The organism is Arcanobacterium phocae (genome assembly GCF_900105865.1).
In the GTDB taxonomy this organism is placed as follows: domain Bacteria; phylum Actinomycetota; class Actinomycetes; order Actinomycetales; family Actinomycetaceae; genus Arcanobacterium; species Arcanobacterium phocae.
In genome coordinates, this window is sequence record NZ_LT629804.1 from 1532781 (window position 1) to 1544791 (window position 12011).

General features: G+C 50.2%; 11 protein-coding genes and 1 tRNA gene. 10 read left to right on the forward strand and 2 right to left on the reverse strand.

What is annotated here, in order from left to right; translation table 11 throughout:
- Window positions 1-2 precede the first annotated feature (2 nt).
- The 5 genes from BLT51_RS06860 to der are packed head-to-tail and all read left to right on the forward strand — an operon-like array spanning window position 3 to window position 4339.
- On the forward strand, window positions 3-815 hold the full coding sequence (locus BLT51_RS06860) for a segregation and condensation protein A (RefSeq protein ID WP_091281435.1): 813 nt from the start codon (window positions 3-5) through the stop codon (window positions 813-815).
- Window positions 815-1378, forward strand: a complete 564-nt coding sequence (gene scpB / locus BLT51_RS06865) for an SMC-Scp complex subunit ScpB (protein WP_091281437.1) — start codon at window positions 815-817, stop codon at window positions 1376-1378. The genes BLT51_RS06860 and scpB overlap by 1 nt, the downstream gene beginning before the upstream one ends.
- Window positions 1375-2130 (forward strand): pseudouridine synthase, encoded by a 756-nt coding sequence (locus tag BLT51_RS06870; RefSeq protein ID WP_091281440.1) that lies wholly within the window; start codon window positions 1375-1377, stop codon window positions 2128-2130. Before scpB ends, BLT51_RS06870 begins: the two co-directional genes overlap by 4 nt.
- Window positions 2130-2828: a (d)CMP kinase gene (cmk, locus tag BLT51_RS06875; protein ID WP_091281443.1), complete on the forward strand. Its 699-nt coding sequence runs from the start codon at window positions 2130-2132 to the stop codon at window positions 2826-2828. Before BLT51_RS06870 ends, cmk begins: the two co-directional genes overlap by 1 nt.
- The gene (gene der / locus BLT51_RS06880) at window positions 2825-4339 is read left to right on the forward strand and encodes a ribosome biogenesis GTPase Der (protein WP_091281446.1); all 1515 of its coding nucleotides are present in this window, start codon (window positions 2825-2827) and stop codon (window positions 4337-4339) included. Before cmk ends, der begins: the two co-directional genes overlap by 4 nt.
- Before the next feature lie 618 nt (window positions 4340-4957).
- Here the strand turns inward: der and BLT51_RS06885 are convergent.
- A tRNA-Pro gene (locus tag BLT51_RS06885) sits at window positions 4958-5034 on the reverse strand.
- Window positions 5035-5163: 129 nt separating this feature from the next.
- Here BLT51_RS06885 and pepN point away from each other — a divergent pair.
- From pepN to BLT51_RS06910, 5 genes are all read left to right on the forward strand, one after another.
- Window positions 5164-7695: an aminopeptidase N gene (gene pepN, locus BLT51_RS06890; RefSeq protein WP_157672953.1), complete on the forward strand. Its 2532-nt coding sequence runs from the start codon at window positions 5164-5166 to the stop codon at window positions 7693-7695.
- A 78-nt stretch (window positions 7696-7773) separates the two neighbouring features.
- On the forward strand, window positions 7774-8226 hold the full coding sequence (locus BLT51_RS06895; protein WP_091281452.1) for an FHA domain-containing protein: 453 nt from the start codon (window positions 7774-7776) through the stop codon (window positions 8224-8226).
- Window positions 8223-8978 (forward strand): transcriptional regulator FtsR, encoded by a 756-nt coding sequence (gene ftsR / locus BLT51_RS06900; RefSeq protein WP_091281455.1) that lies wholly within the window; start codon window positions 8223-8225, stop codon window positions 8976-8978. The genes BLT51_RS06895 and ftsR overlap by 4 nt, the downstream gene beginning before the upstream one ends.
- Before the next feature lie 172 nt (window positions 8979-9150).
- Window positions 9151-9666: a MerR family transcriptional regulator gene (locus BLT51_RS06905; protein ID WP_091282676.1), complete on the forward strand. Its 516-nt coding sequence runs from the start codon at window positions 9151-9153 to the stop codon at window positions 9664-9666.
- Between the two features lie 250 nt (window positions 9667-9916).
- The gene (locus BLT51_RS06910; RefSeq protein WP_091281457.1) at window positions 9917-10273 is read left to right on the forward strand and encodes an RNA polymerase-binding protein RbpA; all 357 of its coding nucleotides are present in this window, start codon (window positions 9917-9919) and stop codon (window positions 10271-10273) included.
- 22 nt (window positions 10274-10295) lie between these two features.
- Here the strand turns inward: BLT51_RS06910 and lnt are convergent, their stop codons facing one another.
- On the reverse strand, window positions 10296-11804 hold the full coding sequence (lnt, locus tag BLT51_RS06915; RefSeq protein WP_157672954.1) for an apolipoprotein N-acyltransferase: 1509 nt from the start codon (window positions 11802-11804) through the stop codon (window positions 10296-10298).
- Between the last annotated feature and the right edge of the window lie 207 nt (window positions 11805-12011).

Sequence of the window (12011 nt, forward strand, 5' to 3'; positions counted from 1 at the left end):
TGATGTCTGCACACGAGGATCTTTTTTCAAACGGGTCGAGCTTCGCGGTCAATTTAGACGTGTTCTCTGGCCCGTTTGACGTACTCTTGTCGTTGATTGGTAAGCATAAACTCGATGTGACAGATGTTGCGTTGTCTCAGGTTACGGATGAGTTTATTGCGTTTATTCAGCGCCAAGACAGTGCAGTTTTGGAGCACATGAGTGAATTCGTCGTCGTTGCTGCAACGCTTCTTGATATTAAAGCTGCTCGGTTACTTCCTCGTACCAACGATGACGACGATGAACTCGAGGCTATATTTGAAGCTCGCGACTTATTATTCGCGAAATTATTGCAGTACCGCGCATTCAAAAAGGTCGCCGCGGAATTGGCTCAGAAGATGAGTGTACAATCGTTGAGTTTTCCGCGTGATGTACCGCTTGAAGAGTCTTTCCGCAGTATTTTGCCAGAGGTTGATCTGCGTCTGGGGACAGTGGATCTGGCTATTTTGGCTGCAGGAGCGCTGTTCCGCCGTCCCGATGAGGTCATGATTGATCATATTCACGATCCGCTTGTGCCCGTGGCTTCTCAAATTACGGTGATTCGGGAACGTCTTGCTCATGGCGAACGCGTTTCATTTTCACAGCTATGCGCGGATGCCCGAAATGTGCCGACGGTGGTTTCACGCTTCTTGGCGGTCCTAGAGATGCTACGTAATGGGGAAGTGGTGATAGAGCAAGAAGGTCCTTTGCAGCCTCTATTTATCGTTCGCGTTGCACTGGATAATGCGGTAGGCTGGGAGTCTATCGATCGCAGTGATGCAGAACGGAGTATTTAATGAATGACGATACATGCCATCGTGGCGCTCTTGAAGCGATTTTAATGGTTGTTTCCGAACCAGTTACCGCCGTACAACTGGCATCAGTATTAGATGCGAGCCCAGCAGATATTGAATCAATGCTCGCCTCAATGGCTACTGAATATTCGCATGATGAGCCACCTCGAGGTTTTCAGTTACGGAAAGTTGGCGGCGGATGGCGTTTTTATTCAGACCCACGATACGCTGACGTTGTTAGTAAGTTTGTCACTTCTGGTCATTCAGCCAAATTGTCGGTGCAAGCCTTAGAAACATTGGCTGTTATTGCCTACCGCCAACCAGTGACTCGCGCGCAAATTGCTGCTATCCGAGGCGTCGATGTCGATTCTGTGGTTCGTACGTTGCAAACCCGTGGCCTTGTTCGTCCATCCGGGACAGCCCCAGATTCCAGCGCAGTCTTGTATGAGACAACAGAATTATTTTTAGAAAAAATGGGAATGAATTCCCTCGAAGAACTTGCCCCATTGGCACCTTATTTGCCTGATGATGAAGAGTTTGACGATGTAGTAAAGGAGATGGCATGAGCCGAAAAACCCAAGATCTTCACGATCCAACCGGCGAACGCCTACAAAAGGTGTTGGCCCACGCAGGTGTGGCTTCCCGACGCGCAGCTGAGGATATGATCCAAGCTGGTCGCGTCAGCGTCGACGGCGTGATTGTGCGCCAGCTCGGCATCCGGGTTGATCCAAAGTCCGCCGTCATCCACGTTGATGGTGATCGCGTTCAGTTGGATCAAGATTTAATTACTGTTGCCTTGTACAAACCACCGGGGGTTGTTTCGACGATGTCGGATGACCAAGGGCGTAAGACATTGGCAGATTTTGTTGAGGATTATCCGCAACGCTTAGTTCATGTAGGACGACTCGATATTGACACTGAGGGTCTTATTCTCTTATCAAACGACGGCGAACTCGTTCATCGATTGACTCACCCATCCTACGAGGTGCCCAAGACGTATATTGCCCGTGTTGAAGGTTCTGTTACTCGCGGTTTGCAAAAGGTGATGGAAAAAGGAATCACCTTGGAAGACGGGCCGGTTCATGCAGATCGTTTTATCATCCGCGAGGTAGCTCGAAAGAATTCGATTGTGGAAATCACTCTGCATTCGGGACGTAACCGGGTTGTGCGCCGGATGATGGAAGAAGTTGGGCACCCGGTGATGGAACTCGTACGTATGCAGTTCGGCAACATTGTTGCTGGACATTTGAAACCAGGCCAGGTTCGCCAGATTGCCGGATCGGAACTTGGTGCGTTGATGTCGATGGTAGGTATGTGATGACAGCTTTACGTATTGCAATTGATGGTCCTTCGGGGTCCGGTAAGTCCACGGTTGCTCGCCGGGTTGCTCAAGAGTTGGGTCTTGGCTATCTGGATACTGGTGCCATGTATCGGGCTGCCACCTGGTGGGCACTCCGCGAGAACGTTAATCTGGATGACCCTGACGCGGTACTTGCCGCAACTCAGTCCATGCCGCTAGAGATTGCGCTTGACCCACAAGCCCAACGTTTTGTGTGCGGTGGAGAGGATATTACTTCTGCCATTAGAACATCTGACCTTTCTAAGGTCGTATCTAAAGTTGCGGTGAATATTCCAGTTCGCAAGGAAATGTTACGTCGTCAGCGCGCAATTATTGAGTCTCAGGATTCCGCAGATTCGTATTCAGCTGGACGAGGCATTGTTGCTGAAGGTCGCGATATTACAACGGTTGTTGCGCCGGATGCACAGGTGCGTGTTCTACTAACCGCATCTGAGGAAGCACGGTTGGCGCGGCGTGCATTAGAAGTGCGGGGTAGTGCTGACGCGACCGCACTTGCGCAAACACGCGATGAAGTAATTCGCCGCGATCGAGATGATTCCACAGTGTCAGAATTTATGACGGCACAAGACGGTGTTACAACGATCGATTCTTCAAACTTAGGGATCGATGACGTTGTGTCTGCAGTGTTGCAGCTGGTTGCGGAGGCACGTTCATGAGCGACGAGTATGTTTTTGACGATTCCTTTGATATTAACGCAGAATTCACCGAGGTTACTGAGGACGACGTCGAGGAAGCGAACGAAGCCGATGTGATGCGCTCGTTCTTGGACGATTTTGAGCTCGACGACGAAGACCTTGCCCTCCTAGATGGCGAGGTTGAGCTTGCTCCAGTTACCGAGCAATGGGGCAAGCCGGTCTTAGCTATTCTTGGACGACCCAATGTTGGTAAGTCAACATTAGTGAACCGTATCGTCGGCAAGCGGGTAGCGGTTGTTCAAGACACTCCAGGCGTCACCCGCGATCGTGTCAAGTACGACGCTGAGTGGGCCGGTGTTGATTTCACGATTATGGATACTGGTGGTTGGGAAGCAGCTGTTGAAGGTATCGATAAGTCGGTTTCTGAATCTTCAGAAATGGCGATCAATGAAGCCGACGTCGTCATGCTCGTCGTCGATGCAACAGTGGGTGCCACTGATACTGATGAGCGCATGGTTCGATTACTTCGCCGCAGTGGTAAGCCAGTCATTTTAGCAGCGAATAAGGTGGATTCTCCGCAAGGTGAGTCTGATGCGGCGGCATTATGGAACCTAGGTTTAGGCGAGCCATACCCGATTTCTGCGTTGCATGGACGCGGTACCGGAGATTTACTCCATGCTGCTGTCAAGATGCTTCCTGAAGTCTCTGAAGTGGCGCTTGCTCGCCCGGATCAAGGCCCGCGCAGGATAGCACTCGTTGGACGGCCGAATGTTGGAAAATCATCGCTCCTGAATAAGCTCGCTGGTGCTGACCGCGTTGTTGTTAATGAGTTAGCTGGCACAACGCGCGACCCAGTCGACGAAGTTATCGAGCTAGATGGTCAACCGTGGACTTTCGTCGATACTGCAGGTGTTCGTCGTCGCGTTCATCTCACTAAAGGTGCCGACTACTACGCAACCTTGCGTACCCAGTCTGCAATTGAAAAAGCCGAACTCGGTCTAGTACTCATGGATGCTTCTGAACCTATTGCGGAACAAGATATTCGTGTGTTGCAACAGGTGATTGATGCTGGACGCGCTGTCGTCGTCATTATGAATAAGTGGGATCTAGTTGAAGAGGAACGACGCGTAGAGCTTGATCGTGAGTTCGAACGTGAACTTGTCCAAATTCAATGGGCTGAGCGAATCAACCTGTCAGCAAAAACTGGTTGGCATACCAACCGGCTGACTAGAGCGATGAACACTGCACTCGAATCATGGGATAAGCGCATCCCGACTGGAAAGCTCAACGCGTTTTTAGGAGAGCTACAGGCAGCGAATCCGCATCCGGTGCGTTCAGGCAAGCAGCCACGCATCTTGTTTGCGACCCAGGTCGCTAATCGTCCGCCACGCTTCGTGCTGTTTACATCCGGATTCTTTGATCACGGCTACCGTCGTTTTATCGAAAACCGGTTACGTCGTGAGTTCGGATTCATTGGCTCGCCGGTAGAAATATCGGTTCGTCCTCGTCAAAAGCGAGCACGAAAGAAGTAGTCTTTCTGAGACTTTTTCGCATGGGTGTCATGATGTGGTCGAATATCATGACACCCATGTCTTTTATCTTATTGCGCGTATCAATTGAAGTGGTCCAGTTTTTCTTCCATTTAAGCAGCTTGGAAAATCTGGATTATGCCGAAGATATTCGATCAAGTTGCCAAGGATCGTGTGGTTCGTCTTATGGAAGACCTGATCACGGAAAGTGCCCGGTTAGGGCGTGGAGTTAAAGAGCCCACGTGATACGAATAGTTGCTAAAGGCTGGGTCGGCTTTTTCGCGTCAGATCTCGGCCCGCAGGCGTTGAGAAACGATCACGTTTATTGGCAAATGTCGTGATCGTTTTGCATGTCGTGTTTCATCTGTGTGACGGCAAGATGAGGAACAAGAGGATTCATCACCTCGCGCGGGTATCGCGAGGTAAAGAACGCTTAGCCCTCAACCCCGCGCACTACTCGACGCAGGAAACCCCCAACCGGCGACTCGTCAACACCATATTCCCCTAACACCCCGTCAAAACACGAAAGGCTACACTAATGGCTCTAGCTAGGGTTAATTATCCGATTATATAGTAAAAACCGGCTCCAGCAGTTTTCGTTGTGGTGGAGCCAGTTTCTTGTGGTCGGGCTAGCGGGATTTGAACCCACGACCCCTTGACCCCCAGTCAAGTGCGCTACCAAACTGCGCTATAGCCCGGTCGCTCAAAGCAACGTTACAAGATTACAACACAGACCGGTTCTATGCCAATGACACGCCTGAAATTGCTACTAGTTCGTCGTCGTGAATAATTAGGTTCCCAGCCATGGCAGTGGCAGAATGGGATGTATGAATACCGAAAATCTCACTCGTTCCGAAGCTCGTGCACGTTCTGAAGCCCTTGAGGTCACTAAACATATTATTGACCTCAACGTAACGGAGGCGCCGGCACAAACAGATACGTTTACAGTTACGTCACGCATCGACATCAATGTGCGCAAGCCGATCGAAACATTCGTTGACTTTATCGGTACTCAGGCACGGCTCAGCGTCGATGGGGAAGCGGTTGATCCACGATTCGACGGCGCGCGCGTTTACCTGCCCAAGCTACAACCAGGCACTCACCGACTCACTATTGACGGCGTGGGACAGTACTCGACCACCGGTGAAGGTCTACACCGTTTCCGCGACCCACAAGATGGCCAGACCTACCTCTACACACAATTCGAGCCGGCAGACGCACGTCGAGTTTTCCCAAATTTTGAGCAGCCGGATCTGAAAACCCACTTCCATATTTCTATCTCCGCTCCGGCTGAATGGACTATATTATCCAACGGCGTAGAAAATCATCGTCAAACCATCAGCCCAAACTCGTTAGGTACCGAGTGTGTCGAGGTTACTTTCATACCAACGCAACGGCAATCTACATATTTAACAGCTTTCATCGCCGGACCATACACCGCTTTCCGCGACACCGCTGATACTGCTCAAGGAACAATTGATCTCGGTTTCTATTGCCGGGCAACCTTAGCGGAGCATTTTGACTTAGAAGATATCTCCACTGTAACGAAGCAGGGCCTCAACACTTTCCCGGCCGCATTCGGGTGCGAATATCCATGGGGTAAATACGATTCGATATTCGTGCCAGAGTACAACTTAGGCGCCATGGAAAATCCCGGTTGCGTTACTTTCTCCGAAGATCATTACATTTTCCGGGGCTTAGCAACCCGTGCTCAACGCGCAACCCGCGCAAACACAATCCTGCACGAAATGTCGCACATGTGGTTTGGCGACTACACCACACCAGTATGGTGGGACGACCTGTGGCTCAAGGAATCGTTTGCCGAATTTATGGGTGCGTGGGCGAGTGCTAAAGCAACTCAGTACACCGAAGCTTGGGTTGATTTCGCTGGGGCACGGCTCAATTGGGCGTTGCGCACCGACCAGCTCCCAACAACTCATCCGATCGTGGCCGATATCCCGGACCTAGAAGCGGCTGACCAAGCATTTGACGGTATTACCTACGCCAAGGGCGCTGCGGTGTTGCGCCAGCTCGTGGCTTTCGTGGGCGAAGATAAGTTCTTTGCCGGGGTACGTGAGTACTTTGCTAAGCATGCCTTTGCTAACGCGACCTTGAACGATCTTCTTACCGCACTCGAATCCTCATCAGGGCGCGATCTACACGAGTGGGCTGATGAATGGCTACACACCACCGGAGTTTCCACCGTGATGGTTGAGCGGACTGCGGAAGGTGCGCGATTGTCCCAGATCGGAACCGATAGTGTTTCTGGACAGCCGATTCGTCGCCCTCACCGGATCCGCGTATCTGGTTTCGCGCTCACCGATGGCTTCTTACAACGGGTTTCTTCGTACAACGTCGATCTGCGCGACTCCGTCGTCGTCCCGTGGAACGAGATCGGGGGAGAAGACGTCGATCTTATTTTGCCGAACGATGATGCACTGTCCTACCTGAAGGTAGCATTTGATGCGCGTTCACTCGACTCGGCGTTGCATAACAAGATCAGTGAACCACTGTCACGTTCCGTGGTCTCGGGACAGCTGTGGCAAATGGTGTACGACGGCTTACTACAGCCCGGAAGCTACGCGGCCTTTGTCGCCCGCGAGCCGCTATTATCCTCAGCTTCGTTGTTATCGCAACGCACCATGTCCGTCATGCAGGCAATGCGTTATTTCCTTGCCGGACGCAAACGCGATGAGTCGCTTAATGAATTCTTCGATATTGCGCTAGAAGCGCGCGAACAAGCAGCAGAAGGCTCGGATCCGTTCACAATCTGGACTCGCACCCTTGCCACCATTGGCGCGATGCTACCACACCGCGATGCAGATATCATCAAGACCTTGAACGAAACGAGCGATACCGATCTGCGATGGATGCTTCTGACGGCGCGGGCTGCATCAGGCGCAGTTGATGCGGCAGAGCTGGATGCTGAACTTGAACGTACCGGGACGGCGTCCGACGTCGTCGCGCATCTACGTGCATTGGCTTCACGCCCAGGAACACGTCAGGAGACGCTCGACAAACTCCTCAATACTAAGCTCTCCAATGATCATCTGTCTGCGCTGATTGATGGGTTTACGCAGTATCTCCATGCTGGCGAAGCACGCACTGCCTTGCCTGATTATTTCGATCGGATCGAGGATATCTGGCGCACTCAGTCCCAAGAATTGGCTGAACGGCTTATCTACGGTTTATATCCGCACTCCGATCTAGAGCCAGGGACACTCCCGGAAAACAATGCAGATGTTCAGGCTGCGACTGATTGGCTGGATAAAGCATCACAGGCACCTGCCGCACTTCGTAAAATCATCCTAGATAAACGTGACTTCCATATCCGTTCGTTACGCAATCAGGCACGCTGAGATTATTCATCTGGGAATGACTCTAGGAACGAACCTAAGCTAAGATATGTTATATAAATGTGACACAAGGAGAAGATGATGGATAACGAGTTCAACACCCGAGATCAGTGGCAAGATCCAACTGCGACGTCACGATTCAGTGCTATCTCGCAGCATCCTGATGCTCCACTCGCTAGCCGTGGCCTAGACGCCGAAGACATTGCAACCATCAATGCATTACCGGAGTCGTCTGCTATTCTTATCGCTTTGAATGGGCCAAATATTGGCGCACGTTTTTTACTCAATGCCGATAACGTACTTGTCGGCCGTCACATTAAGGCTGATATCTTCCTTGATGACGTTACTGTTTCGCGTAAACACGCCATTTTCGCCCGTACGCCAGAAGGCTTCGTAGTGCGTGATCAAAACTCACTTAACGGCACGTACGTCAATATGAAGCAGGTTGACGAAGCGGCCCTGTGCGATGGCGATGAAGTACGTATTGGCAAATACCAGCTTACTTTCTATAGCTCACCAAAGGCGGCTCAATGAGCGCTGACAGAGCACAGCATTCTGAACTTTCGTCGGCTACAACATTATCGTGGCCGCAGGATGTTTCGCATGAGGGAACCTTAAAAATCGGGGAAGTCATTGACTTACTTTCTCGCGAGTTCCCGTTTCTGGCTGCATCAAAAATCCGCTATTTTGAGTCCCAGAACTTGATTGAGCCGCAGCGCACTGCCTCTAATCAGAGGTTGTTTTCGCTAGCCGACGTCGAACGCTTACGTTTCATTCTCATAGAACAGCGCGATCGCTATGTCGCGTTGCCGCAGATCAAAGAGATGCTACGCCAACTTGATATGGGCGAGGGGAGCACAGCTCATCCAGGTAGGATGCGCGCAGTGGCTGAGAACGAAGTGTCGAAACCGAGTCCTGGAACACGTTTGCATATCCGTGAACTTGCAGCATTAGTTGGTGCTTCATATTCAGATATTGAGCGTTTAATTGATGCGAAAGTCTTGACACCCGATTCACGTGGCAGGCTGACAGCGCAGGCAGTGGATATTGTTCGATATGTCCTGCTATTAGAAGAGAAGGGGATGGATATTCGTCAGTTGCGTGCTGTTCGTCATTCTGCTCATTCTCACGCAGCTCACGTGGTTTCAATGCTTGCTACTGAGCGGGCGAAGAACACGCCACTGGCAAAAGAGCGAGTTATTGCAGAATCTGGTGAATTTGCAACGTTAATTACAAACTTCTATCGAGCATTATTGCTGGAAAGTATAGACGTCGAGCTCCGGTAACCAAAAGTTCAAGGAGAACTTGAGACACGGCACAGCGACACGCCGAAAAAACTTCAAGGATGTCGTTGGCAAATGCCTCGCAGAGGAATAGTCTATAAGAAGTAACATTCCATGAGGAGGGTCCGTGACTGACGGAACTGCACACAGCACACACCCACAGCGTGCACAACAAATGCTGTTTGGGGACACATTACCAGATCTTGACACTGAAACAGGTTACCGAGGTCCGGCGGTATGCCGAGCTATCGGCATTACTTATCGACAGTTAGACCATTGGGCACGCACCGGGGTAGTTGAACCGTCAATCCAAAACGCACTTGGCTCTGGGTCACAGCGTTTATATTCGTTCCGTGACGTGCTTGTCCTCAAGATCGTAAAGCGGTTGCTAGATACCGGCGTTTCGTTGCAACAGATCCGCGTAGCAATAACACAGCTTGCTGAATATGGTGTTGATGATCTTTCATCAGTGACATTAATGTCCGATGGCGCATCTGTTTATTTGTGTACATCAAACGATGAAGTCATTGATCTGATCAATGGCGGCCAGGGAGTATTCGGTATTGCGCTAGGCAAGGTATGGCGCGAAGTCGAAGGTTCGCTGAGTGAAATTCCAACGATGCGCGCACACGATGAAGTTGTTGACGAACTTGCTGCTCGGCGCAAAGCACGGCTCGCTTCCGCAAACTAATGGCGTTCAGAAATACCTCAGCACACGGAGTGCTGGGGTATTTCTTTTTGGTTGGCACACGTGTCAACAGGTAAAGCAACAAACAAGTGTAAGAGGAGTGGGAACAACTATCAATATTCGCACCCATTTAATTTGACATAATGTACATTATCGGTTCATTACTATAACTGATATCGCGCCCTATCAAGCATTAAATACCCCTCTTGTACCGCCTGATAAACTATATTCAACAATCTTTGAAAGGCTAATAATGGTAGAACGTTCATTACGCGGAATGAAAATCGGCGCTAACTCACTCGAATCAGATATCGGCGTAGCTCTAGTCGAACGCCATGACGAAACGTATTTGTGTGAACGTGGACATCGCTTCACAGTAACCCTTGCACAAGATGCTGAAGTTCCAGCAACTTGGGAATGCAAATGCGGAGCTGAAGCGAAACTCGTTGGCGACCACGGTGAAGACGGTGAAGAAAAAGTTGTTAAACCAGCTCGCACTCACTGGGATATGCTCTTGGAACGACGCTCTGAAGAGGAACTACAAGTCTTGTTGAACGAACGGCTTGAGTTACTACGCACTGGTCGTCTTTATTCTCGTCGGCATTCGTAATTCATTACGCCGGCGCAGTATCCTAGCAATTATTGCGCCGGCGTGAAAAACCCGCTAATGCAAACGTGAGAACTGCCAGAATATGGCCACAGTAGTAACGATATGTTGCTGTGCGCGTTGCAAAAGTTAGCTCATGCCGAAGTATCACCGGCAACGTAACTGCATGTTGTTCAGCCACGTTCGTTGTATATCTGACCACTCCATTCGGATCTATTAAACCACTAACACCAGTAGTTGACACTTGGATGGCGCTTCTGCCATGCTCGACCGCTCGAAAGCGTGTCATCTCAAACTGCTGATACGGCTCTCCAGAATCTCCAAATGATGCATTGTTCGTTGGAACAACGATTATATCTGCGGGTGCAGAATTTCCCATCACGCCAGCAGCAACGATGTCATCATAAGCGACCTCAAAGCAAATTGGAGTAGCCATGCGCAACTCTCCACCAGCCGTGGTAACTGTCAACTGCGCCATGCTCTCCCCTGGCAACATGTCAATGTGGACCTGTGAGATCAGCTCTGCGGTAGCGTTTGAGAGGTCGGATAAGAATGATCGTAACGGAATATACTCGCCAAATGGTACTGGATGCTGTTTCGAATACCGCGCGGTAATGGAACCGCCTGGCTCAACAACGAGATAATCATTGTATCTGCCATTATCCAGATACTGTTGCGTTCCTAAAACGATTGGTACGCCCAACTGGTGCGACATCTCGTTGACAAGTTCTTGGACTTCTGGGTCGGTTCTAATGTCTCTATCGGAAGTCGACTCTGGGAAGACGACGAGATCTGCTTTATTGAGAGTTCTTGCCATCTGAGCGTGATTACGTGTCACTTGTAGTGCTCTGAGCCATCCATCCGGAATCTCAGTTTTTGTAGGCGAGTTTCCTTGAACAATACCAACGTTAACGGTTGCTTCTGGTTTACCGCCGATCGGCGAAAGTAACGGTGCGCAAAAAAGCAGGCATGCCAAAGCAAGCGAAGAAGCCGCTCGATACGGATTCTTTCGAAGTGTGCAAATGGAACTTGCGATCAAAATTGATAGTGCACTCACTGCCAACGCAACTAATAACGTGGATCCGATAGGCGCTAAACGAACAAACGGACTGTCGTTCATCGCGAAGGCAATCTTCCCCCATGGCATACCGCCAAATGGCATTATCCCGCGAAGATGTTCGATACCAGCCCACGCTATGGCACCACTAATCCACGCATAAACATGGGGCAAATAAGAGATTTGACTCCAACCGGCTCCAAGAACAGCTAGGAAAAGGGACTGGCTAACTGCAAGGGCTACCAATGCCAAGACAGAATTAGCCGCTATCGCAGCCCAGGCCAGATTCGGTATAAAAAAGCACAAACCCCATAGAAATCCGAAGATTATTGAACGCGGAATAGTGGTTCGATAAACGCTAATCCATAGCGTTCCAAGGGACAGAAAAACTAGTGGCCACAACGATACTGGAGCTTGTGCTAGCCACATGAGTAATCCACTACCACTGGCAAGCACAGCACGTATTAGAAAAGACATCCGATTCTCCACACTCTGAGTATAGGCAAAGGCTCCCATCCGCGAACCTCGGACCGACCGTTAAAGTCGTTTTCTATCGAACGCAAATGAGAGCCTTGCTTACATCTGAAGTGTATAAGCATCAGCCTAATTGACAAGATTACTGACATCCAACTTCAACATGTTGTCAAATTTTACTGTTATAAGTTTCGCCCTAATTCCCAATAC